Genomic DNA, 23,657 nt, shown 5'->3' on the forward strand with positions numbered 1-23,657 from the left:
TTCGGTTTTGGCTCCCAGAGAACTCTGGCCACCGGCAGATGAGGCATCTCCTCTGTGACTTCTACCGCATCTACTTCATTCAATACCATGCGGAATCGATCTCCCATATCAATGATACATACGTTAACCGCACGGCCTGTTTTGCTGTTAAACACTAAGCGGGAAGGATCCGCTTTATCTCCCATGGAGAGAGGATGAACCTGAATTTCCGGTTTTTCCTCCGGTTTTTTGATAGAAGGACAGACTTCCAGCATGTGAGAGCCTAAAATTCGTTCCCGCCCTTCTTCCAGATGATACGTGTAGTCTTCCATAAATGATGTATCTTCTCCATCCGCCATCACTTTCATCGCACGCACGAGAGCTGCTGTTTTCCAGTCGCCCTCGCCGCCAAATCCGTACCCTTTTTCCATCAGCCTCTGTACCGCAAGACCAGGGAGCTGCTTCATACCATGCAGGTCTTCAAAGTTCGTCGTAAAAGCCGTGTAGCCGCCGTCTTCCAGAAATGACTCCATTCCTGCCTCAATACGAGCCTGCCCGCGGATTGCTTCCCATTGATTTTTGTCGTTCCTACTTTCCTCCGGTATATGATATTGCTCTTGATATTCTTTCATCAGCTCCTCTATTCTACTGGTTTCCACCTTATCTATATATTTCACCAGATCCCCAATTCCGTGGGCCTGAACAATCCAGCCAAATGTTATTTCAGCTTCTACTTTATCTCCTTCTGTTACTGCTACATTCCGCATATTATCGCCAAAACGTGCTACCTTGATATTACGCCCTTCCGAAAATGTAACGGCGGCTTTGGCCCAGCGTCCGATTCTGTATCTTACTTCTGACCGCTTCCAATGGCCGGTTACCACTTTCCGGGGGATATCCAGCCGCGCTGTCATAAAACCAAATTCCCGGTCGCCGTGCGCAGACTGGTTCAAGTTCATAAAATCCATGTCGATCCATTCCCATGGAATTTCTGCATTGTACTGCGTATGCAGGTGCAGGAGCGGTTTCTGCAGGGCTTTTAATCCGGCAATCCAGATTTTCGCTGGTGAAAAGGTGTGCATCCAGGTAATAATGCCTGCGCAGTTATCATCACTGTTCGCCTGCCGGATGAAGGTTAAGATCTCATCGGAGGTTGTTACGACTTGTTTAAATTTAATATTTACAGCAATCGCAGCGTCTGATTGCAGCCCATTAACTAGCTCCTCGGAGTGGGCTTTAACTTCTGCAAGTGTTTCTTCCCCATATAAATGCTGGCTTCCCGTGATAAACCAAATATCATAGTTTTTTGTTTTCAACATCCATCCTCCACTCCTTATCTTATTCTGGTTATTGCTTTTGAAGCCGGATCATGTTCCACGACATTTTTGGCAGGATGCCCTGGAGGCGGCCGCTTTCCATATAGGACTGTCCATTATAGTGCGGTGTTACTTTTTCCTGCCCTGCTGTATTCACTGCTTTTGGATCTTCATGTTCCAGCACTACATGTTCCTTCACATAAAAATCTTCAAAGGACCGGATGTCACAGTCTACTTTTAATGTGTTTTCCAGATGACGGTTCGTAGCAAAAACGACAAGTTCGTCTTTATCTTCGTTATAAACAACAGAAGTATCCAGATACGGCACATTGGTGAAGTCTTTACTGTCGTACTTTGGGGAGTTCACCACAGGGTTCAGCGCGGTACCACGGCCGTAAACCGATGTGTAGTAATAGGGATAGAAAATCGTCTGTTTCCATACTCTTCCGCCGTTGTCCGTCATGATCGGTGCGATCACATTCACCAGCTGCGCCATGCAGGCTATTTTCACCCGGTCGGAATGTTTTAGCAGCGTATGCAGCAAGCTGCCGACAAGCACCGCATCCTCAAACGTGTACACATCTTCGAGCTGCGGCGGAGCGGTCTGCCACGGTTCTATGTGCTGATCTGCTTTAGTCGAATGAAACCAGACATTCCATTCATCAAAGCTGAGGTTCATCGTCTTTCTACTGCGCTTCTTCGCCTTGATATAATCGCAGGTGGAAACGACGGTGCTTATAAAATGATCCATCTCCATCGAACGTGCCAGAAAGTTGGCTGTATCATTTTCATAATTGGTGTAATACTGATGCAGGGAGACATAATCTGCATATTCATACGTATGTTCCAAAGTTGTTGCTTCCCATTGCGGGAAGGTCGGCATATCTGAATTTGAACTTCCGCAGCTCACCAGTTCAATATCCGGGTCCACGAGCTTCATAGCTTTGGCTGTTTCATAAGCAAGTCTTCCGTATTCTTCCGCCGTTTTCCCCCCAATCTGCCACGGACCATCCATTTCATTGCCAAGGCACCACGTCTTGATGTTATGCGGCTGTTCATAGCCGTGCCTTCTGCGTAGATCACTGTAATACGTGCCGGCGGGATAATTCGCATATTCAAGCAGGTTTCGCGCTGCATCAATGCCCCGCGTTCCCAGATTCACCGCCATCATTACATCCGTACCAGCTTTTTTGGCCCAATCAGCAAATTCATTAGTACCGACTTGATTGTTTTCTATTGTTCTCCACGCAAGTTCCAGTCGTTTCGGACGTTCTTCTTTTGGACCTACGCCGTCTTCCCAATTATAAGCAGAAACCATATTCCCGCCGGGATAGCGGACGATTGGCACCTGCAGTTCTTTCACCAGATCGAGTACATCTTTTCGAAAACCGTGTTCATCGGCTTCCGGATGGTCCGGTTCATAAATGCCTCCATATACAGCACGCCCCAGGTGTTCGATAAAGGAGCCGTAAATTCTTGGATCAATTTCGGAGACTTTAAAATCCTTGTCCACGATCATAGTTGCGTTCGTTAGTTGTTCTGCCATGTTACCGCCTCTTTCCCAAAATAAATTTTTCAATGTCTTATACGTACAAGTTACCTTCCTTACTATAATAAACAGCAAAAATAACAAGGCCTGTTATGTTTCCCTACCCTTTTACTCCCCCTACGGTCAGACCGGAAATAAAGAATCGCTGGAAAAAGAGAAACAGTACAATAATCGGTATAATAGTGAGAACCGAACCGGCAAACAACAATTCGTAATTATTACCATAAGGGGTGATTAACGTAGCAAGGCCGATAGGCAGGGTGAACATGTCGTTCGATCGCAATACGACCAACGGCCATAAAAAGTTATTCCAGCTTGTTAAACCTTGAAGTATCGCCATCGCAGCAAAAGAGGGACCCATTAACGGAGCCATGATCCTGAAGAAAATACCGTATTCGGAGCAGCCGTCCATTCTGGCAGATTCCATTAATTCCTTCGGCAGTCCAACAGCATATTGCCTGAAAAAAAATACAGCAATCGGAGCTACAATCAAGGGCAGTATTACAGCAAAATACGTATTGATTAAATCAAGATTGATCATCATCTGGTAAAGTGGCAGCATCAAAATTTCAAAGGGAACCATTAATATGAACAGAACCAGTAGAAAAATCAAACGGTTTCCCTTAAACCGGTACACAGCTAATGCATAGCCTACCATCGAAGAAAAAAACAATGATAATACAATTAATATCCCGCTTATAGCCAAACTATTGATATACCACCGCCAATATTGACTGCCGTTTTCAGAAAATATGGAGAGGTAGTTGTTAAAATTCAAATCTGAAAGATTAAAAAATAAAGTTAATCCGCTTCTCATGAGATCGGAAGGTGGTCTCAAAGAGGCTCCCAGCAATGATATAATGGGAAACAAAACCACGATTGTAATTATGAAAAATAACATTGTCAGCAATATTTTATAGAACCTATTTTTTTTGTGTACATCTAAATTTTCCTGAGCCATTCCTCATCAATCCTCCTTAAATGCTCCGACGAATTTCAGCTGCAGTACACTGATGATAAAAATGACCAGCATGAGCACCACCCCTATTGCCGCACCAAACCCAAGATCGTTTTGTGATACCCCTTCTCTATAAATATATCCCACTACCGTAAGACCAATATTTCCTGGTGAGGAACCCTCCCAAAAAACATAACTTTCTTCAAACATCCGAAAACCATTGATAATGCTTATTGTAGACACAAATATAATCACAGGTTTTAACGAAGGAATTGTCACATAAAGTAATTTTTGAAAGGCAGAGGCCCCATCGATATCGGCTGCTTCATATAATTCATGTGGTACATTTTGTAATCCGGCTAGGAAATAAAGGATGTTTACCCCCATCCATCTCCAGCAACATAGGATAACCATGAGAAACATTCCAGATATGGAACCATACTGCCAGTCAATCGGAGCAATACCAAAAAAACCGATAATTTCATTCGCCACGGCAGCCTCCGTTTCTCCAAAAATCATCCTAAAAATAACCCCTGCGACAATAACGGAAGTAAGTGCCGGTACAAACAATGCAGCTTTGAAGAAATTTCTGAATTTTACTATTCTACTATTTAAAAACACTGCAAATAACGCAGGGAAAACTACTAATATAACAACTGTAAATACTACATATACACTTGTGTTTGTCAGAGCTCTATAGAAGGTGGGGTTTAACAGACGTTCATAATTTGAAAGCCCAACATACGTCACCTGCCCAGGTAGTACCTGCTGAAAGCTCATGTTAAAAGCCTGAATCATCGGATAAAAGAATAAGGCTAAAAAAGAAATAATGAACGGCATCACAAAAACATACGGCGCTATTTTTTTTGAAGTGAGAAATCTGGACCATATCGAGGAACGTACCCTCTTAGGAGGGGTATTAGTATTTGTCGAAGTAGATCCTTCCATTCAGCTTCCTCCTCCCTGTACCTAAAGTAAAACAATGGAGAGAAATAAAAGAGGCGATTCCTGCTTTTATTTCTCCCCCTTGTATATTAATCAGACATACTGTTTCTCACATCATCCGCTGCTTGTTCCAGCACTTGCTGAGGATCCTCATTCTGTCTAATCGCCCCGTTTAATACATTTGTACCAACCTGTTCCGAAACATCTGACACATTTGGCGTTATGTTAAGTGCTTCCACTTCATCGTTCAGTTCCAGCAGCATGTCAAATATTTCATCGTCGAAATAGTCAAAATACTGGTTTGATTCTTTCATCTCTTCGTCCCCCCACACGGTGTGCATGGGTGGATCAAATCCCAATTCTGTCCAAAGATCAATGTTTGCTTCCTCGCTAAGCTTTGCTTCAGCCATAAACTCTTTTGCAAGTTCTGGGTCTTCCGCCTGATTTGTTACCACGGTACCAGTGCCCCCCATACCTGCAGTTCTATTTCCTCCTTCTTCCCAGAGCGGCAATGGCCGGATCTCCATCTTGCCTTTAAGATCAGGCATATAATCAACGAAACGCCCCATATACCACATTGGCATAACGACAGATGCAGCCCCACCGTCATTCATAAATCCATAGTATTCCTCAGCATGATGTTCTCCACCAGGCGTAGTATCAGCAATCTCATATTCATTGACAAGATCGCTCAGAAATTGAAGTGTACTCACATTCGTTTCATTATCGAGGATTACGTCTCCGTTCTCATCAAAGTAATCAGAGCCCTGCTGACTGATAAGCCCCCAGAAATTAATTTGATCTGCAGTTTCTACTGTAGTCATTACTGAGTCCGTGTTTTCAACAACTTGTTCACCCGCTTCTACATAGTCTTCCCATGTTTCAATCGAATCAATGTCCACCCCAGCTTCATCCATAATTTCAGTGTTATAGTAGACTACTGTAGATCCGATATGGTAAGGGGTGCCGTAATATTCTCCGTCTTTTGCATAAATCTCAAATCTTTCTTCTACTACGTCATCCAGAATGGGTTCTACATATTCGTTCATCGATTCAAACTGGGGCTCTCCCTGCATGAATGGCCCGAATTCACTTATTTCAACATCCGCTATATCCGGTGCCCCTTCTCCTGACTGCAGGGCTAATCGAAGATTATTATGCATTTGATCGAATGGATAAACTTCAGCATTTAAAGTTACCTGATTATCTGGGTTATTCTCATTCCATCTTTCAACTGCCGGTTCAAATACACCTAAATGCTGCTCTCCGAATAGCCATAACGTGAGTTCTGTGGCATCTTCAGCCTCTTCCCCAATAACTTCCGCTTCTTCCGGTCCTTCTCCGCCGGCTTCCTCTCCCCCATCTCCACCATTTCCACCACATGCTGCCATTAGTAATGATGGGACAAGTGCCGATACAAGCCATTTCTTCATTACTATCTCCCCCTTCACATTCCATAGAATACGGAATATTTAAAATATTGATTCTAAATCCCTGTTCGTACAATTACGACACATTACTCCAATACGAATCAACTTGTACGTATAAGGTATATTTATTAAATCACACTCTTTTCCATTTTGCAACCGCTTTCTTTGAAATTTTTACTAAATTATTTTCAAATTCCTGGTTTAAAACGATAGAAAATGATAAAAAATATATAATGATGAAGTTGTACGTTCAAGTGTGCTATAATAAAATTTATGAAGATTTGCAGTGAGGTGTAGTATGACTCCTAAATATAAAAACGTAAAACAATATATTAAATCTAAAATCCTGGATGGCTCCTATCAGGCTCATCAGAAAATTAATTCAGAATATGAACTGGTGCAGCAGTTTGATGTGAGCCGTCATACCATCCGGCAGGCCATTGGAGAATTGGTGAGCGAGGGATGGCTGTACCGGGAACATGGGGTTGGAACCTTTTGTGCCGACCGCTCAAAAATATTGCAGCAGCCTTCTCGAAAAAGCATCGCCATTATTACCACGTATATCTCTGATTATATTTTTCCTTATATCATCCGGGGGGCGGAAAGTTATTTAAGTGAAAAAGGGTATAACGTTATTCTCTTCAGTACTAATAATGATCTGGAAAAAGAAAGAATTGCATTGGAAAATATATTAAGCCAGCATGTAGAGGGGGTTATTGCCGAACCGACCCGCAGTGCTTTTACCAATCCCAACATTAACTATTATCTGAATCTGGAAAACCAGGGGATTCCGTATGTGATGATTAACGCTTTTTATGAGGAACTGGAACCTCTTCACCTGATCATGAATGATGAAAAAGGCGGGTATATGGAGACAGAACACTTGCTGGAGCTGGGACACCAGGATATCATTGGGATCTTTAAAAATGACGACATTCAAGGAAGCCGTCGTATGAAAGGTTTCTTAAAGGCCCACCGAGCGTTTCAAACCCCGGTGGATCCGAACAGAATTATTACGTATTCGACTAAAGAAAAATTTGAGAAGCCGGTGGAGGAAGTAAGACAGCTGCTCCTTGCAAATGATAAGCGTCCGACGGCGATTGTCTGTTATAACGACGAATTAGTTATTCAAATATTAAACATCCTTCGGGAGCAAAAGCTTTCCGTCCCGGATGATATATCTATTGTTGGCTTTGATGATTCCCCGCTTACAGAAACGACAGAAATAAAGTTCACCTCGATTAAACATCCAAAAATGAAGATGGGGGAAGACGCAGCCGCCTTAATTGTGGACTTACTCGAAAATAAGGCAGAAACAAAACCGAGTTCCGTCCTATACGAGCCGGAGCTGGTACTGCGCGCTTCCACTGCCAAACCGTGGACTGATTCTCTGCTTACGTAATAAGAAAATGTGCAAGCGCCCTCTGCCGCGCAGAGCAGCGGCGCTGAAGCAGAATCTCAAAAACGCTAACATTCTATACCTTCTGATAATATGAAAGAGCGGCATTTCCCGGCCCCGGGATGCCGCTTTATGTTTTATTCAAAAGGATAGCGGAGGATCTGTTTTCTGGATAGATGTATTAGTTTTAATCCAGTACAGCGATCTCTTAAATAATGAGCGTTATTTAAACTTTCCTTTACCAATTCATCGCTGAGACCAAGTTCTGTTGTAGTGACCGGTGCCCCAAATAACTGCAGCCAATCCGTGATCTCTTTGGAGGAAGGCAGCAGGCTTATCTGCCTTTTAATCGTCTCCTCATTCTCTTCCCATCGTTTCTGCCATTCCGGTTCGTTTTTCAGCTGGAGTTTGTGAGGCTGCTTGAAATAATAATTATATAAATCACAGATGATACCCGTTGCCACTCCCACTTTTGCTCCGTGAAGCAGCTGTTTTTCCTCCTGCTGGAGTAACGCCATTTCCCAGTAGTGGGACAAATGGTGTTCGGCTCCGGACGCCGGCCGGGAATAATCCAGAGCCATCATCACTAAACCAGACTGAATCAGGCCTTCCATTAGTCTCTTTATTCCCTCTTCGTCTCGTTTTGCAATACGTCCTATATGATTTTTCACCGAGTAAAGGGTGTCCTCCATCATGTATCTTGCCCAGCTGTTATAAGGTTCTCCCCCGATAAGACGGGAAAGCTCCCAATCAAAAAGGGAAGTGAATTTCGCAGCTATATCCCCGACTCCTGCCCCAGTCAATGCAGGCGGGGCTTGTTGCAGTACGTCAATATCAGCGAAAACAGCAATGGGACAGCTTACCTGGAAGGTTTTTTTCGTTCCTTTTATGATTAAGGGAGCCCCCATAGACGTAAAACCGTCTACAGAAGCTGCTGTAGGTACAGAAATAAAAGGGATCTTCATTTTTCCGCTCACAAACCTGGTGATATCATGAATTGTTCCGGAACCAACAGCGATCAGACATTCAGCCGCGGACGGAACTTGGATGAATACCTCCATCACCGTCTCTTCATCTGCTTTTACCTGGCCGTGCTGGTCTTCCGGCAGTAAAATGAACTCTGTCTCTATTCCCCCAGTGTTTAACAGCTCCTTTAACTTCTCTCCTGCCGCTGTTTTTGTATTATGATCGACGATTAGAAAAACACGTCTATACTGTTTTTCTTCTATAAACATAGGAATATGAGATAAGCTGTTCTTCTCGATTTCAATGTGCTCCACCGGAACAGGTCGGCCATTCATACAATTATCAGAAATATTACGAAGTTCTGTCTCCAGCATTCCGCAGCTCTCCTCTATTACTTGTCTGTCCGTATAAGCAAAGTATAAGCTGGGAGGTATATATTGTCAATTTAAAACATCACAGGCGGGAGAGTGCCTTTTCGTACTCCTTAAGGTCTTGGCTGCTGAACAACACAAACCGGATTTTTTCCACCTGTTCCAGGTTTCTGGATTGTGCCGCAATTTCCTCCATCGCTGCAGGAGCCGCTTCTTCCACCGGATACCCGAAGGCTCCTGTCGAAATGGAGGGAAACGCGATACTTTTTATATTATTTTCTTCTGCCTGACGAAGAGCATTCCAATAACATGCCTGAAGCAGCTCAGATTCCGGCTTGTCCTTTCCATAAACCGGCCCAAGGCAATGAATAACCACATCGTTTGGCAGCCGGAACCCCTCTGTCAGGACCGCTTCACCCGGTTTAATCGGAGCCATCGGAGCACCGGCCTCTGCGAGTTCAGGTCCTGCAGCACGATGGAGAGCACCAGCAACGCCTCCCCCCATCATTAGTTCCGCATTGGCTGCATTAACGACTGCCTCCATATCCGGCTGTTTGGCTATATCTCCCTTCATGCATTCCAATTCAATTCCATGTAGAATAGTATTCATACGAATCCCCTCTTTTAATCAATTTTGGCAAGAATGCTCTGCAATTGAAGAACTGATTCTCTCAGCTTTTGCAAATCTTCCTCCTTCAACGATTCGAGGTTTTTCTGCATTTGCATTTCCAAATCCTCCTCGTGTCTTTTTAAATAGTCAGCACCTCCTTCTGTCAGGCTCATATATTTCACACGTCGATCAGAGGGAGACGGCTGCCGCTGAATAAACCCCGATTTCTCCAGTTTCTGCACCAGCGGAGTGACATTGGATTTCTGTATACTTAGCTTTTTCCCGATTTGTGTTAAAGTTAAATCCCCAACCTCTTCTAACGTTCTTAATATAAAAAAATGAGTAATATTTAAATCGTTTTCGTTCCAAGATTTAAAAGGAGGGAACAGTTTTTTATTAATCAAGGGAAAAAGGGTTAACAGGTTTCTTGCTACTTCCCCTTTTTCTTCATTGTTCATCGAATACCCCCAAAACAATAATTTGACAGGAAACAATACGGACACGATAATATAGTTATGATATCATAACTAATTAGGTTTCGTAATCCTGATATAAGCAGGTGACGGTATGGATAATATTATCGAGGTCAGACAATTAAATAAACATTATAAAGACACTCATGCCGTGAAAGATGTAAATTTTGACATCAAACAGGGAGAAATCTTCGGCTTTCTTGGCCCAAACGGCGCCGGCAAAAGCACCACGATCAATATGATTTGTACGATGCTGGCCCCAAGCAGCGGCAGTATTATGATCAACGGCTATGATGTCAGCAGACAGAAAAACAAAGTGCGGGAAAGCATAGGAATTATATTTCAGGAAAATACACTGGATGAAAAATTAACTGCCGGCGAAAATCTCATGCTTCATTGCAAATTTTATAATGTCCCTAAAGAAAAACGACAGGAACGGATTCAGGAAGTCCTGGAAATCGTAGATCTTGTCGAAAGCAAAAAGAAAAAAGTGGAGACCTTTTCCGGTGGAATGAAACGACGGCTCGAAATTGCCCGCGGCCTGCTTCATTATCCAAAAGTCCTTTTTTTAGATGAACCGACGGTAGGTCTGGATCCCCAAACCCGCGCCCATATTTGGGAATATATCTTAAGGCTGAAACGTAAAGAAGGCATCACCATGTTTTTAACGACCCATTACCTGGATGAAGCGGAAATAAGCGACCGGATTGCCATTATGGATCACGGGGAAATCATTACGATCGACAGCCCTGCCCAATTAAAAAAACAACTGGGCGGCGATATTATCGAGCTGTCGACGAAAAACAATGAACAGGCCCTGGAAGAAATGCACCGCAATATCTCAGACGCAGAAATCACCCAGCAGGACAATATGATTCAATTAAAGGTAGCGGATAGTGATGATTTCATTTCCGGTTTTATCAAAGAATTAACCGTTCCCATCACCCATTTAAACATTAGAAGACCAACCTTGAATGATGTCTTCCTTGCCTTCACCGGCCGGAATATTCAGCACGGGGATCATTAGGGGAACAAAGGAGGGAGTTCCATGGAAGGAATATTTGCGATATGGCAGCGTGATGTAACAAAATTTTTCAGGGATCGCGCCCGCTTATTCGGCTCCTTTACGATGCCGATATTATTTTTGCTTATTTTCGGCGGGGGCTTAAGCGGCACAATGGAAGGTTTAATCAGCGGAAGTATAGAGGGGGGCGGAGAATTCCAATATATTCAATTTGTGTTCCCCGGTATCGTTGCCATGACGTTACTCATGACCTCGGTATTTTCCTCATTATCGATTATCGAGGATCGTGATTTCGGGTATATGAAAGAAATTCTGGTCTCTCCTGTATCCCGGGTGAATATAGCTGTAGGGAAAATGCTCGGCGCTTCCACGGTGGCGTGTCTTCAGGGAATGATGATGTTCCTGTTAATCCCTTTTCTTGGCATCCGCTATAGTGTTTTATCTCTGCTGCAGGTCCTTCCGTTTATGTTTTTACTGGCCTGTGCCCTGTCTTCGGTCGGCCTGTTAATCGCCAGTTTTTTAAAATCGACGCAGGGATTTCAATTAATCGTTCAGATTTTAGTCATGCCCATGGTTTTTTTATCCGGGGCCCTGTTTCCAGTAAATAATATGCCCGGCTGGATGGATATCATTGTAAAAATCAACCCCGTTACCTACGGTGTAGATGTGATGAAAAAGGTGATGATTGACATAGACAGCCTCTCTCCTATGATTCGGGAAGCCATGGGACTCAATTTAACATTATTCGGCCGCAGCATAACCGTTGCCGAAGAAGTGCTTTTCATGCTCGTTTTTACCACCGTGCTTGTCTTACTTGCTACCTTGAGCTTCCGCCGCTCCAACGCCTAGACAGCGAATAGGATAAGCTAAATGCTTTGCCGGGAGGATGGTTGAAGATATTAAAGGGTTCCCTTGCGGACATTTGTTCCGTTAAATGGCAGAATGTCGGGCCTGAAGCGCCTTTTTCGGACATTTGTTCCGCTATCCGGGCTCTGGGACGCTTCTTTTACGCTGTTTGGTTCTGCTGTAATTTTTACGTTGCTCTCCATATTAAAATCTCCGATATTACGTTTCGTATAGTTTGCCGAGCCGCCTATGAGTACATCTTTCTGGTGGTTTTCGATATATACCATCTTCGTATGAAACTGCTCTCCATCAGTGCGGTACCATTTCACCTCAATGTCACCGTCTGACTCTATTATTAATTCATGAGCCACCGGGCGGTTGGGAATCCCATTTTTTTCCCTGCCAAACGCATCTTTATTAGAATCTAATACCAGCCGGACGTTCACTCCTCTTGAGGAAGCCTGGAGCAGCGCATCAATCACATCACGGTCCGAAAGGTAAAAAGCACCCAACGTAATGCTGCTGCCTGCTTCCGTTTTCTTTATCTCCTGAAGGGTATGTTTTTCAATTTTTCCTTCCGTCAGCAATTGAATATTATAGGGAGTTTCTTCCGGCGTTTCTGCCTGCACTTCCATCGAAGAAAACAACGATGCTTCGGCACCGGCCCTTATCGCTGCCGCCTTTTCCGTCTGCAGCATATCATTCAGCACGCTTCCCTGGATTTCAAAACCTATATTCGAGTGATACGCACTGGCATCATGAGGGTTGGCCGAGGTGAGGAGGCCCCGCTCTTCCGTAATAACCGTTTTTCGATGATTTGCTTTGAAATTTAATAGTTCCAGGTAGGACCGCAGTGTTACATCTGGAGCTCCCGCACTGAACGCATTCGGCAGCCATCCTTTCCCTTCCGTTCCGAACCATTGAAAAAAGGTTCGGTAAATCCCTGAGTACACCGGGTTCGAATCCCGTAACGGTTTCATATTCGTATAAAAGACCGGAATCCCATTCTCCTCCAGCCTTGTTAAAATATCAGTTTCATATGAGCCATAAAACGTATTAATCCGGTCCGTAAGGATAACAATATCAACCTCCGGATCTTTTTGCTTTTTATCAATAAGCGTCTGCGCCAGTTTTTCAGAGAGATTGGGAAAATCGAGAGATGGGTCGTACTGGCCATTAAATAAAAACATATCCAGCACCACAAATTCCTCTGCCTCCCCGATTATTTGAAATACACGATCGAAAATCATCTGCTCCTGGTGCCGTTCCCCCTCTTCTTGATACGTCAGATCGTATAAAAAATCAATATCCTCTGTGTGATATACTTCTCCCTCCACGGAAACCCCTTCTGGAAGGGGCTTCACATAGTGATAAACCGACACCGCGCTCACGATGATAAAGATAGAAATGAAAACCGAGAAAAGAAGGATTCCTTGTTTTTTTCTTTTTCTTTTCATCTTTTCCCCCTCCATGCATCCTCTCTTCTTCATCATAAATGAAAAATAGGGGGAGATAGAACCTTTTCTTTCGTTTTTATGAAAAATAACCGTCTATTATAAAACGAAAAGAGAGCCAGCAGTCGGCCGGCTCTCTTTTATCTCTTGTTGTCTGGTCTGGGTTTTGATGCCCTTCTTTTCATTCGATTGGTGTATATACTTTTCACTGTTTATTCGCTATCACAATAGAAGGGATGTGTTAAGGGGAAGGGGGGACATGAATGTTTTGATTTAAACGTTTAATGACTACGGCCTCTCAAGAGTCTGCTGCATTGGGAGAGGGCTTCTCCGTCCATATATGATCTGCTCTTCGCCGAGGTCCTCGTTTATATTTACGCCGCTGCTGTAATTCTTCCATCCAGGCTTTTTCTTCTTCTTTGATTTTTCGTTCCCATCCATCTCTGGGCAGGTCATCTTTGATAACATACTTCTGCCACGCTATTTGATCGCTCACTTTAGCTCCTCCTTTCTCTACCTGTCCCAACAGTAAATGAACCATGTTTCAAGTGTATGTCAATCAATTTTATCGTCAGTAATTAAGCCTGCCCTCCTATAAAGCAATACAAAAGACCTGCCCGCCGGGAAGTCATCCTTTCTTTTTAAAACAAGGCTGGTATAATAAGAAGTACAAGAAAAGGAAATCTTGAGTAAAATTACATAGCCGGCCGTTGTTTTACGGTCTTTTTTATTTGGCTGGGTGTTTAAAAATAATAAAACACCAAAAATATTAAAAAAAGTCTAATCAAAAATACACTTGGTATACTTTTCTGTTCGACCATTTGAATGGGTGATGATATCTTGGAAGAATGGGGGATTTTATGGAACAATTATCTGCTGAATTAAAAATTAACCATGCCGAACAAGAAGTCATTAATGCTATTGCCGAAACGATGGATTTGTACGGGATCACCCCGTCAATTGGAAGACTGTACGCCGCCATGTACTTTAAGCAGCATCCGATGACCCTAGATGAAATGTCAGATGAACTCGGCATGACAAAACCTAGTATGAGCACGGCGGTTCGTAATTTACAGGAGATCCACATTGTCCGAAAAACATGGCAGAAAGGATCCAGGAAAGACCATTTTGTGGCTGAGAAAGATTTCTTCAATTATTTCGGGCGCTTTTTTGGAGATAAGTGGAAAAGGGAAGCTGAGTTAAACCTGTTTGCTATTAAACAAGCACAATATCAGCTTCAAGAAGTCATAGAAGAGGAAAATAATGAAGACCATCTAAGGGAAAGAGCCAGGCAGGACCTTGAACAATTAGAGGAGTATAAGAAATACTGTCACTGGCTACAAAAACTGGTACATTCTATTAACTCCGGTGAAATTTTTAACTTTTTACCGGTGGAGGATTCCGATTCAAATACATGATTATAAGGATGTCACCGAAGAAATAAACTGTCCCTCGGAAAGGATGCGGTTTACACCGGGCAAAGGCCTCCTCTCTTAAAGACTGCTCCATTCTTCCGCACGCATAAATTCTGAGAAGAGGGTCAAATCGGTTAGAACCATTATTTTTGGTCAAAAAATAAAGAACAGCCTCCCATTGACATGGAATCAAAAGGGAACCAATGATCCACTGCAAACCCTCTCGTTTGCAAAATGTTTGCAGTTTACCCACATCCTAAAATAGTCTGGAATTTACAAATCACAAAAGTACTGGTACAATAGCTTTTGTGAGTTTGAGCCCCAGTAGCTCAGGGGAAGAGCAACAGCCTCCTAAGCTGTAGGCCGCAGGTTCGAATCCTGCCTGGGGCGCCAATTACAAAACCATTATTAAGACAAATACACGAGACTGGGACAAATCATATAAGTCAGGATAAAAATCCGAACAATGCCGAATTCTAATTAGAATTCGGCATTGTTGATTTTTCATCTGCATCTGCCTTCTTAAAACAACCAATGGGAACGGAGCACACCGCTGTATGATCGCTAGGCCGGCCACTGCGCTTTCCATAGGACGACTTCAGCTGACTTGGTAAAGAAAATTGTTTTACCAAGTGGAACTTCAGCTCGTCTTCGTCCCATAGGAGTCTCCGTGGCCGGATATATTGACAGTATCAACGCTGTCCTATGAAAACAGGCTGTCTGAAAGAGAGAACGGACTCTTTCGGACAGTCTTTTTTTGTTTGGCAAGATTAAATTTTTTGACATTTCATTTTTCTCTTCCATGTTTTACATTTCTCATTTATAATGATTTTACGCTAAAAATCTTTATATGTTACGTTTATACGGTTATATGTTTTATATACTAATTACAACTACTAGTATTTCATTATACCTTCCTATAACTAACGGAAAGGAGGCCGCAGCCATGACTTTGACAAACGCTTATAAATGCTTTTTTTATCTTACCGGAATTATTATTAATTTCTTAGGTGTTTCTTTAATTGTGAAATCCGGGATGGGAGCCGGTTTTTGGGCTGCCTTTTTTACAGGGCTGTCTGAGCAGCTCGGCTTCACCGTCGGCATGTGGTATGGATGTTTCCAGTTCATCTTTATCTTTGTAAATGGATACCTCTTATGCAGACGGCCGGAGTTTCTGGCCTTTATCCCGCTTGTATTGGAAACAGCGGTGTTTGATTTCTGGCTGGAGATCGTTTTTAAAAACTTTTATTTAACGGCAGCTCCTCTCTATATCCAGCTTCTTGTATTTGCGGCCGGGATTCTGTGTGTCAGTCTCGGAGTGGCTCTGTATATCCTGCCCGGCTTCCCCAGAGCACCAATTGACCAGTTATTCCTTGCTTTCAGTGAACGTTTTAACTGGAATATACGAACCTCTCAAACTCTGATTGCTGTACTGGTTGCGGCCACCGCCTTCGTCGTGGGAGGGCCCGTCGGCATTGGCACCGTCATTGTCGCGTTAACCATAGGCACATGCATCCAGTTCTGGTATGAAAAACTGACAGCACTGCATCAGCATTATACGAATCAGGATATGTTACACACTTCGTAATTAAAAAGGCTCCTTCCAGCTGGCGGAGGGAGCCTTTTTATCATTTAATGGTCATACAGCGTAATCACGTCGACCTCTTTCTCAGTCAGAAGGTATTTCTCTTCCTTGGCTAATTCATCGGTAATAAAAACATGAATGTTGTCCCATGTTGCGATTCGACTGAAAGACTGCACGTTAAATTTGGAGTGATCCGCTAATAAATGGACTTTGTCCCCTGCTTCGACCATTTTTTGTTTCACATGCGCCTGCAGCTCATTCGAGTCGCTTAACCCTTTCGCCCCGTGCACTCCCTGGCAGGAGAAAAACACTTTATCCACGTGATACATATGAATTCCGTATTCAGCAAGAGGGCCTACAAATGACAGCGACCTGGGGGACAGAATGCCGCCCGTGGAAATTACTTGTATATTTTGCTTTTCACTTAGTTCCATCGATACTTTCATCGAATTCGTCAGTACAATAAGCGGAATATCAGGAAGTCCTTTTGCCATATACCATGCCGTCGAGCTTGCATCCAGAATAATACGGTCATTCTCCTCGATAAAATCCAGAGCTCTTTCCGCAATTTTGTTTTTTTCTTCTACATTAATGACTTCCCGCTCCGAATAAGGAGTTTCGGTTTTATCATTTTTAACGGACACTGCTCCGCCATGACTCCGTTTAATTTTCCGCTCCTTTTCCAGGTGATCCAGATCCCGGCGGATGGTTTCTTCTGTTACTCCGAACTGTTCGCTTAATTCCGTCACGCGGACACTGCCTTTTTCCTCCACCGTTTGAAGAATCCGTTCATACCTTTCTGCCACTAACACTCTTTTCCCTACTTTCCGTCTAGACGGTGAGATCTTCACCATTATTTACTCCTATCGTATCACAGAACCTGCCATAAGCACGATGCCATTTCTTTTCGTCTTCCGGAAAATAATATTGCATATTCGTGCTTTTCAACGTAATCAATCGGGCCTGGGCCAGGTCTTCTACTTTTCCAACTGCCATCAACTGCACCATCACGTTGCCAATGGCACTGCCTTCGACAGGACCGGCCCAGACTGGTTTTGCAAGAGCATTAGAGGTATACTGGCATAAAACAGTGTTTTTAATTCCCCCGCCGACCATATGCAGTCCATAAAAAGGAGTGCCGGCGAGATGCTGGGTCCGCTCAAACACATACCGGTATTTCAAAGCCAGACTTTCCAGCACCCCTTTTACGATTTCACCACGTGTACGAGGCACATATTGATCCGTATCTTCACAATACTGCTGGATTTCCTTTGGCATATGAGGCGGATTCAAAAAACGAAAATCGTCTGGATCAATAAAAAAGGAAAAAGAGGGGGCTGCTTCTGCTTCCTGAAGAAGCTCTTTGTATCCTGCTTTTTCGTCGTGTTCCCATATACGTTTACATTCTTCTAAAATCCAAAGTCCCATAATATTTTTCAGAAGCCGGAACGTATTGTTGACGCCGCCTTCGTTCGTGAAATTCCACTGGAATGCTTTATCATTAATGACTGCATCCTGAACTTCCGTCCCCATAAGAGACCACGTGCCACAGCTGACATAGGCAAAATCCTGATCCAGGGCGGGAATCCCTGCGACAGCCGATGCCGTATCATGTTCTCCGGCAGCAATCACGGGGATAGGATCCACATCCAGCTCTTCACAGACTTCCTTGCTCAGCTCTCCGATAATGGTTCCCGGCAGGGCAATATCCTGAAAAATATCTTTAGTCACTCCTGCCGCCTTCACAAGATCTTCGTCCCACTCCATTGTTTTGGGATTAAATAATTGGGTAGTCGTCGCATTAGTAAATTCTGTTTTTTTCTGTCCCGTCAGAAAATACCGCAGCAGATCGGGCATAAGAAGCAGATCGACAGCCTCATTTAACAGCGGGGATCCTGTATTGCTCATGGCTTGTAATTGGTAGATAGTATTAAATGGAAGAAATTGAATACCCGTTTTATCAAAGATATCTTTTTTACTTACCTTGTTTTTATGGCAATCTTCCATCACCCCATCCGTATGATGATCCCGGTAATGATAAGGGGCTCGGAGCAGTTCGCCGTCTTTTCCAAGCAGCCCGAAGTCAACGGCCCATGTATCGATCGCAAGTGCTTCCAGCGCTTCTCCCGTTTTTTTTGCTTCTGCAATGCCCCGTTTTATCTCCAAAAACAACCGGTATACATCCCAGTGTAATCGCTTTCCAATCTGTATAGGTGTATTATCAAAACGGTGGATTTCTTTCATTTCCAGGCGGTCATCTTTTACATCTGCCAACAGGGCGCGTCCGCTTCCTGCCCCAATGTCAAAAGCTAAGACACTCACCAGCTTGCACCGCCTTTACCTCTGGATAATATCTTTTCTCCGTACCCGCTTTCCCTGTACGCCTTCATTGGATCAACCGCCGCCCCGATTTCTTCCCGGACTGCTTTAAGAAGAGGGGATACGTCACATTCGTAGGCCTCCCGGACGACCTCTTCCGCCCATAAAACATCCTGTTTCTCCTGGGCTTCCCGTAACTCTTCCAAGTTAACGAGGCAGGCTTTTGCATACAGGTTCTGGACATTCAAAATAGAGCGGATCATGGCCGGAATCTTCGGCTCAATGTTATGGCACTGATCCAGCATATAAGCAATGTTTGCCGCTGTTCTAGATGCACCCGGATCTTCTTTGTCTTCTTCCGCCGCCACAATCTGCTGCATAATCAGGAAAATTTCATGTGGGTTGTGCGCTGCGACGATCAAATCATCATCAGCATATTTCCGGCTGTTAAAGTGAAACCCGCCGAGCCGTTTTTCATCAAGCAGATAGGCAACGATATGCTCAATATTAGCAGCCTGCGGATGATGCCCGGTATCGACAAGAACTTCAGCCTTCGAACCCAGTTTGTTGGCCATATTAAAGGCCATGCCCCAATCCGCGAGATCTGTATGATAAAACGCAGGTTCAAAAAACTTATATTCTATCAGCATTCTCATGTCATCATCCAGGCGGTTATACATCGTCTGCAGGCATTCCTGCATCCAGTTTTTCCTTTTTCGGAAGTCAGCCTGCCCGGGGTAGTTCGTTCCGTCAGCAAACCACAAACTCACTGCTTTTGACTCAACTTCTTTTGCTATGTCTACACACTCAAGCAGATGGTCCGTTGCTTTTTTACGAACAGCAGGATCCGCGTTTGTTATGCTGCCAAATTTATAGTCATCATCCTGGAACACATTAGGGTTTACCGCTCCGATTGATAACCCAAGACTTTCGGCGTGAGACTTTAACGCTTTGTAGTCATCCACTTTGTCCCATGGAATATGAATCGCCACCGAAGGACTGCTTCCGGTGAATTTATGGACCTGGGCGGCATCCTCGAATTTTTCAAAGGGATCCCGCGGGACACCTTCCTGTTCAAATACTTTAAAACGAGTCCCGGAATCCCCAAAACCCCAGGAAGGCGTTTCCACTTTTAATTGTTTGATTTTGTTCTTTACTTTTTCGATATCAATTCCCCGTGCTCGCTGCTGCTCTTCAAACAAGGCGTACTGTTTATCACTCATCGTTTCACAGCCTTTCTATTATTTAGGTATTTAACGGGTGAGCCATGGTACTCATCAGGGCAAGCTCCGGCTGGGTAGAGTCCAGCCGGCTGTATTGCACGATCACCGGCCGATCACTTTCCACTTCGATGGCATAAGGGACACTTTTCGGGATCGTCCGTCCGTCTTTTTCCAGCAGAGCGGTTTTGATATGACTTGTTCTTTTCCCTTTGACCTGTACTTCTATTTCTTCCAGCGGTTCTTGATCTTCAAAATAGATCGTCACCTTTAGTTGGGCTGGTTCCTGCTGCAAATTCAAGACACAGATGGATTCATGACTTGTCTGGCTCCCGCTGCTTTCAGGCGGGATAAACCCATCGGGGATAATCCAATGGGTGTCTCCTTTTCCTTTTATCGACATCGTTTCTTCCTCCTATCTGGCAAATGCGGCAGGAACCCCGCCGTCCACAGTGACCATCGCCCCAGTAGTTTTCAGAGATTTAGACGAAGCAAAAAACGCGATAGCCTCTGCAATATCTTCCGGGTATATATTCACTTTCAATGTGGTTCTCTGGCGATAATGTTCTTCCAGTTCATCCGGATCTATCCCGTAGGCAGCCGCCCGTTCATTTCTCCACGCCGACGTCCATATGTTGGATCCCTGCAGGACAGCATCAGGCAATACGGAGTTTACACGAATACCATGTTCGCCTCCTTCTGCTGCAATACATCGGGCAAGATGGGCTTCCATCGCTTTTACGGAACTGTAAGCAGAAGCATTCTTCCCGGCATAGACTGAGTTTTTCGAACCAATGAAGACCATGCTGCCGCCTGTTCCCTGTTCTTTCATTCTCTTAAATGCTTCCCTGGCAACGAGGAAATAGCCGGTGCCGAGAACATTCATATTCAAGTTCCACTCATCCAGGGTTGTTTCCTCGAGCGGACTTGAGGTCGCCAGACCGGCATTGTTAACAATCACATCGATGCCGCCGTAGGCAAGAATTGTTTTGACGTAAGCGTCCTGTACGAGGTCTTCTTTTGTTACATCCATTTTGACGGGAAGGGCCCGGCCGGTGCCAAACTCTTGATTGAATTCTTCCGCTTTGTCCCGGGCTCCTTCTTCATTCAGATCTGCCAGCACAACATGGGCCCCCCGGGTTAAGAGTTCTCTTGCCGCAGCACTTCCGATGCCCCCGGCCCCTCCGGTAATAAAGGCAATTTCTCTGGAAAATTCCGCTTCCGGCGGTGCCAGGGACAATTTATAAAGTTCCAGCGGCCAGTATTCTATGTTGTAGGATTCATTTTCATTGAGAGATACAAAGTTTCCAAGTGCTGTACTTCCTTTCATGACTTCAATCGCCCGGTGGTATAAATCTCCGCTCACGTTGGCCATTTTCAGATTTTTTCCGGAGTTGACCATGCCGATACCGGGAATGAGAATAACGCGGGGAGCCGGCTCAAACATTTCATCTCCTTCATTTTTGTTCCTGTCAAAGTAGTTTTTGTATTCTTCTTTAAAGGAAGCAGCACCTTCTCTAATTTTTTGTTTTAATACTTCTGTATCTTCCGACGCTGGATCCCAGTCCACATACAATGGCACCCTTTTCGTATGAACCAGGTGATCCGGACACGCCGCACCAACTTGAGAGAGCTCTTTTGCATTTTTACTATTAACAAACTCCAGGACATTGTTGGCGTCAGCATAGGTTAAAAGCATTTTCTTTTCATCACTGACTTCGCCGCGGAGCACAGGCAGGATCTCTGCCAATACCGTCTCTCTCTTCTCTTTAGACAGTGCTTCATATTTTGGACCGCCGAAGTTTTCCTGTTGTTCCATCTTCCGGGAAAGATAAGCTTCCGCTTCCTGGATCACAGAAATTGTATGATCATAGCTTTCCTTTGAGGTTTCTCCCCAGGTCACCAGACCATGTTTTTCCATCAAAACCATTTCTGCGTTTGGATTGTTTTTCACACCGTCTGCAATCATTTTAGATAGGGAAAAACCCGGTCTTACGTACGGCACCCAGACAAAACGGTCTCCAAAGATTTCTTCGGCTATGTTTTTACCATTGTCGGCACAGCATATGCTGATAATGGCATCTGGATGGGTATGATCCACATGAGTATAAGGGAGAAATGCGTGAAGGAGTGTTTCAATGGAAGAACGCGGATGCCTGCTGTCGACCATGCAGTGAGACAGGTACTCGACCATCTCTTCATCACTCATTTCTTCCCGTTCCATCAAGGGGCGGATATCATCCATCCGAAGACTGGTAAAATGGTTCCCCCCCATCGTCGCGAGGTCCGAGCCGCTTCCCTTCACCCACATCACTTTTGTGTCACGTCCGCGGAAATCTTTTTCGGTTGTTTTTACAGATGTATTGCCGCCCCCAAAGTTCGCGACCGCTCTGTCTGATCCCAGGAGATTTGAACGATAGACCAATTCCTCCAACATCGTGCTCATTTTCGCTGCTTCTGTCTCATTCCATAGATTTTCCGTCATGGTAAACCTCCAGTTAGTTAAAGTCTCTGTTACCTTGTTTTTATCATAACAAATTTGGTTTTATTTTTGAATATATTTATTTAATTATTTGTTAGCGGATTCATAAATTAATAATCTGTTCATAATATGATATTTCAAAAACTAACAAACATCACATTCATTGATTTATAATAGAATTTGTTGTTTTTTTTATAGACAATTCGCAACGCCTTTGATATTCTGTTTTCCATCTATAAGTGATAAGCTGCCGTGAACTCCTGATGAAAATGTCATATAGCAACCATAAAAAGGGGGAAAACGAATATGGAAAATTATAAAGAACTGGCAGATAAAGCAGCGATGGTCACAGGAGCGGGATCCGGCATCGGGAAAGCAGCGGCCTTATTCCTTGCCGAAAAAGGAACACGCGTCGGAGTATTGGATATTAACCGTCAGAAAGCAGAAGAAACGAAACACAACATTGAAAAACAAGGCGGAGAAGCGGTGGTGTTGGAAGCAGATATTGCTTCCGCAGGGGACATGGAGCGTTCCTACACCCAGTTGATATCTTCTTTTGAACGGCTCGATATTGTACTGGCAAACGGCGGTATCGCCGGCACGATGGCACCCATTGAAACCATGAGTGCAGATGAATGGGACCGCACCATCGAGACGAATCTAAGGGGGACGTTTCTCACCATAAAATACGCGGTCCCTTTTTTGAAAAAGCAGGGCGGGAGTATCATTATTACCAGTTCCATGAGTGGAAATCGTGTGTTTTCCCAGCCAGGTTTTTCGGCATACAGTACTGCCAAAGCCGGGCAGTCCGCATTTATGAAAATGGCCGCCAGTGAACTTGCCCCCTCGAACATCCGGGTAAATGCCATATGTCCGGGAGGAGTGAAGACGGACTTTAAAAATAGTCTGCACCGTGCTGACGAATTAACGGCTCAGGCTCCCCTCCCGAACCCGCCCGGCCATACATTTCCCTCCGCCCTCCCGGAGCAGATTGCCGACTTGATTCTTTTCCTTGCTTCCGAGGCCTCCTCTCATATCTCCGGCTCGGATATTTATATTGACGGCGGGGAATCATTGGGATGACTAGATAGAAAAGCGGAGCCTGGGCAGTTGTCAAGCTCTGTTAAAACCTCCGCTACTGGAGAGACGCTTTCTGGATCAGTACGGTTAAACCTGAAATTTATAGGCGGACCCTTGCGGCCATTTGTTCTGTTAAATCGTGCAATGAGGGGCCTGCGGCTGCTTTTTCGGACATTGGTTCCGCTATCCGGGCTTTGGAGCGTTTCTTTTACGCGGAAAAGGAGAAATAGAGGAAC

General features: G+C 44.3%; 21 protein-coding genes and 1 tRNA gene. 7 read left to right on the forward strand and 15 right to left on the reverse strand.

From position 1 onward, the window contains the following. The 5 genes from araA to G475_RS0117790 form a co-directional block, all read right to left on the reverse strand. The coding region (araA, locus tag G475_RS0117770; RefSeq protein ID WP_026702432.1) for an L-arabinose isomerase at positions 1-1,298 on the reverse strand (1,298 nt) is incomplete at its 3' end. Between the two features lie 28 nt (positions 1,299-1,326). Further along, positions 1,327-2,841, reverse strand: a complete 1,515-nt coding sequence (gene arfA, locus G475_RS0117775) for an arabinosylfuranosidase ArfA (protein WP_026702433.1) — start codon at positions 2,839-2,841, stop codon at positions 1,327-1,329. 103 nt (positions 2,842-2,944) lie between these two features. Continuing rightward, positions 2,945-3,805 (reverse strand): carbohydrate ABC transporter permease, encoded by an 861-nt coding sequence (locus G475_RS0117780; RefSeq protein WP_035711754.1) that lies wholly within the window; start codon positions 3,803-3,805, stop codon positions 2,945-2,947. A 6-nt stretch (positions 3,806-3,811) separates the two neighbouring features. Further along, positions 3,812-4,750 (reverse strand): carbohydrate ABC transporter permease, encoded by a 939-nt coding sequence (locus G475_RS0117785; RefSeq protein WP_026702435.1) that lies wholly within the window; start codon positions 4,748-4,750, stop codon positions 3,812-3,814. 86 nt (positions 4,751-4,836) lie between these two features. Next, on the reverse strand, positions 4,837-6,180 hold the full coding sequence (locus G475_RS0117790) for an ABC transporter substrate-binding protein (RefSeq protein WP_026702436.1): 1,344 nt from the start codon (positions 6,178-6,180) through the stop codon (positions 4,837-4,839). Between the two features lie 295 nt (positions 6,181-6,475). On the opposite strand from G475_RS0117790, the gene G475_RS0117795 reads away from it, so the two are divergent. After that, the gene (locus tag G475_RS0117795) at positions 6,476-7,579 is read left to right on the forward strand and encodes a GntR family transcriptional regulator (RefSeq protein WP_026702437.1); all 1,104 of its coding nucleotides are present in this window, start codon (positions 6,476-6,478) and stop codon (positions 7,577-7,579) included. A gap of 134 nt (positions 7,580-7,713) precedes the next feature. Here the strand turns inward: G475_RS0117795 and G475_RS0117800 are convergent, their stop codons facing one another. The 3 genes from G475_RS0117800 to G475_RS0117810 form a co-directional block, all read right to left on the reverse strand. After that, entirely contained in the window at positions 7,714-8,916 is a 1,203-nt protein-coding gene (locus G475_RS0117800) for a sn-glycerol-1-phosphate dehydrogenase (RefSeq protein ID WP_051302667.1), read from the reverse strand. A 79-nt stretch (positions 8,917-8,995) separates the two neighbouring features. Continuing rightward, complete coding sequence (locus G475_RS0117805) at positions 8,996-9,523, reverse strand: macro domain-containing protein (protein ID WP_026702439.1); 528 nt, start codon at positions 9,521-9,523, stop codon at positions 8,996-8,998. 14 nt (positions 9,524-9,537) lie between these two features. After that, positions 9,538-9,981 carry a MarR family winged helix-turn-helix transcriptional regulator gene (locus G475_RS0117810; protein ID WP_026702440.1) on the reverse strand — a complete coding sequence of 148 codons (444 nt, stop codon included), beginning with the start codon at positions 9,979-9,981 and terminating at the stop codon, positions 9,538-9,540. Positions 9,982-10,090: 109 nt separating this feature from the next. Here G475_RS0117810 and G475_RS0117815 point away from each other — a divergent pair, with 109 nt between their 5' ends. Beyond that, positions 10,091-11,023 (forward strand): daunorubicin resistance protein DrrA family ABC transporter ATP-binding protein, encoded by a 933-nt coding sequence (locus G475_RS0117815; protein WP_026702441.1) that lies wholly within the window; start codon positions 10,091-10,093, stop codon positions 11,021-11,023. Positions 11,024-11,044: 21 nt separating this feature from the next. Further along, positions 11,045-11,869, forward strand: a complete 825-nt coding sequence (locus G475_RS0117820) for an ABC transporter permease (RefSeq protein WP_026702442.1) — start codon at positions 11,045-11,047, stop codon at positions 11,867-11,869. A 50-nt stretch (positions 11,870-11,919) separates the two neighbouring features. Here the strand turns inward: G475_RS0117820 and G475_RS25525 are convergent, their stop codons facing one another. Both G475_RS25525 and G475_RS0117830 read right to left on the reverse strand, forming a co-directional pair. Continuing rightward, a complete protein-coding gene (locus G475_RS25525) occupies positions 11,920-13,323 on the reverse strand; it encodes a phospholipase D family protein (protein ID WP_169728535.1) in 1,404 nt (467 codons plus the stop codon). A 295-nt stretch (positions 13,324-13,618) separates the two neighbouring features. After that, complete coding sequence (locus tag G475_RS0117830) at positions 13,619-13,816, reverse strand: hypothetical protein (protein WP_026702443.1); 198 nt, start codon at positions 13,814-13,816, stop codon at positions 13,619-13,621. A 364-nt stretch (positions 13,817-14,180) separates the two neighbouring features. Between G475_RS0117830 and cudC the strand changes: the two genes are divergently transcribed. The 3 genes from cudC (at position 14,181) to G475_RS0117850 (ending at position 16,323) form a co-directional block, all read left to right on the forward strand. Continuing rightward, complete coding sequence (cudC, locus tag G475_RS0117835; RefSeq protein WP_026702444.1) at positions 14,181-14,738, forward strand: choline uptake/conversion transcriptional regulator CudC; 558 nt, start codon at positions 14,181-14,183, stop codon at positions 14,736-14,738. A gap of 315 nt (positions 14,739-15,053) precedes the next feature. Further along, positions 15,054-15,128: transfer RNA gene (locus tag G475_RS0117840), tRNA-Arg, on the forward strand. Between the two features lie 553 nt (positions 15,129-15,681). Continuing rightward, positions 15,682-16,323: a YczE/YyaS/YitT family protein gene (locus G475_RS0117850; RefSeq protein ID WP_026702446.1), complete on the forward strand. Its 642-nt coding sequence runs from the start codon at positions 15,682-15,684 to the stop codon at positions 16,321-16,323. 44 nt (positions 16,324-16,367) lie between these two features. On the opposite strand, the gene G475_RS0117855 is transcribed toward G475_RS0117850, so the two are convergent. From G475_RS0117855 to G475_RS0117875, 5 genes are read right to left on the reverse strand one after another with little or no spacing between them, the layout of a single operon-like run. Beyond that, a complete protein-coding gene (locus tag G475_RS0117855) occupies positions 16,368-17,132 on the reverse strand; it encodes a DeoR/GlpR family DNA-binding transcription regulator (protein ID WP_026702447.1) in 765 nt (254 codons plus the stop codon). 19 nt (positions 17,133-17,151) lie between these two features. Beyond that, positions 17,152-18,642, reverse strand: coding sequence for a rhamnulokinase (locus G475_RS25530; protein WP_035711758.1), 1,491 nt, complete (start codon positions 18,640-18,642; stop codon positions 17,152-17,154). Continuing rightward, the gene (gene rhaI, locus G475_RS0117865) at positions 18,639-19,862 is read right to left on the reverse strand and encodes an L-rhamnose isomerase (protein WP_026702448.1); all 1,224 of its coding nucleotides are present in this window, start codon (positions 19,860-19,862) and stop codon (positions 18,639-18,641) included. Before rhaI ends, G475_RS25530 begins: the two co-directional genes overlap by 4 nt. 22 nt (positions 19,863-19,884) lie before the next feature. After that, a complete protein-coding gene (locus G475_RS0117870; protein WP_026702449.1) occupies positions 19,885-20,262 on the reverse strand; it encodes a sensory rhodopsin transducer in 378 nt (125 codons plus the stop codon). A gap of 12 nt (positions 20,263-20,274) precedes the next feature. Beyond that, on the reverse strand, positions 20,275-22,398 hold the full coding sequence (locus G475_RS0117875; RefSeq protein WP_267880113.1) for a bifunctional aldolase/short-chain dehydrogenase: 2,124 nt from the start codon (positions 22,396-22,398) through the stop codon (positions 20,275-20,277). Between the two features lie 249 nt (positions 22,399-22,647). On the opposite strand from G475_RS0117875, the gene G475_RS0117880 reads away from it, so the two are divergent. Continuing rightward, positions 22,648-23,424: an SDR family oxidoreductase gene (locus G475_RS0117880; protein ID WP_026702451.1), complete on the forward strand. Its 777-nt coding sequence runs from the start codon at positions 22,648-22,650 to the stop codon at positions 23,422-23,424. Positions 23,425-23,657 lie beyond the last annotated feature (233 nt).

The organism is Salibacterium aidingense DSM 18341 (assembly GCF_000429685.1).
GTDB classification, from domain to species: Bacteria; Bacillota; Bacilli; order Bacillales; family Marinococcaceae; genus Salibacterium; species Salibacterium aidingense.

Excerpts from the sequence above, each read along its gene's own strand:
- G475_RS0117870 (WP_026702449.1), bottom strand. The coding sequence starts at position 20,262 with ATGTCGATAAAAGGAAAAGGAGACACCCATTGGATTATCCCCGATGGG.
- G475_RS0117880 (WP_026702451.1), top strand. The coding sequence starts at position 22,648 with ATGGAAAATTATAAAGAACTGGCAGATAAAGCAGCGATGGTCACAGGA.
- G475_RS0117815 (WP_026702441.1), top strand. The coding sequence starts at position 10,091 with ATGGATAATATTATCGAGGTCAGACAATTAAATAAACATTATAAAGAC.
- G475_RS0117805 (WP_026702439.1), bottom strand. The coding sequence starts at position 9,523 with ATGAATACTATTCTACATGGAATTGAATTGGAATGCATGAAGGGAGAT.
- arfA (WP_026702433.1), bottom strand. The coding sequence starts at position 2,841 with ATGGCAGAACAACTAACGAACGCAACTATGATCGTGGACAAGGATTTT.
- G475_RS0117785 (WP_026702435.1), bottom strand. The coding sequence starts at position 4,750 with ATGGAAGGATCTACTTCGACAAATACTAATACCCCTCCTAAGAGGGTA.
- G475_RS0117800 (WP_051302667.1), bottom strand. The coding sequence starts at position 8,916 with ATGCTGGAGACAGAACTTCGTAATATTTCTGATAATTGTATGAATGGC.
- rhaI (WP_026702448.1), bottom strand. The coding sequence starts at position 19,862 with ATGAGTGATAAACAGTACGCCTTGTTTGAAGAGCAGCAGCGAGCACGG.
- G475_RS0117810 (WP_026702440.1), bottom strand. The coding sequence starts at position 9,981 with ATGAACAATGAAGAAAAAGGGGAAGTAGCAAGAAACCTGTTAACCCTT.
- G475_RS0117850 (WP_026702446.1), top strand. The coding sequence starts at position 15,682 with ATGACTTTGACAAACGCTTATAAATGCTTTTTTTATCTTACCGGAATT.
- G475_RS25525 (WP_169728535.1), bottom strand. The coding sequence starts at position 13,323 with ATGAAAAGAAAAAGAAAAAAACAAGGAATCCTTCTTTTCTCGGTTTTC.
- G475_RS0117820 (WP_026702442.1), top strand. The coding sequence starts at position 11,045 with ATGGAAGGAATATTTGCGATATGGCAGCGTGATGTAACAAAATTTTTC.
- G475_RS0117780 (WP_035711754.1), bottom strand. The coding sequence starts at position 3,805 with ATGGCTCAGGAAAATTTAGATGTACACAAAAAAAATAGGTTCTATAAA.
- G475_RS0117795 (WP_026702437.1), top strand. The coding sequence starts at position 6,476 with ATGACTCCTAAATATAAAAACGTAAAACAATATATTAAATCTAAAATC.
- cudC (WP_026702444.1), top strand. The coding sequence starts at position 14,181 with ATGGAACAATTATCTGCTGAATTAAAAATTAACCATGCCGAACAAGAA.
- G475_RS0117790 (WP_026702436.1), bottom strand. The coding sequence starts at position 6,180 with ATGAAGAAATGGCTTGTATCGGCACTTGTCCCATCATTACTAATGGCA.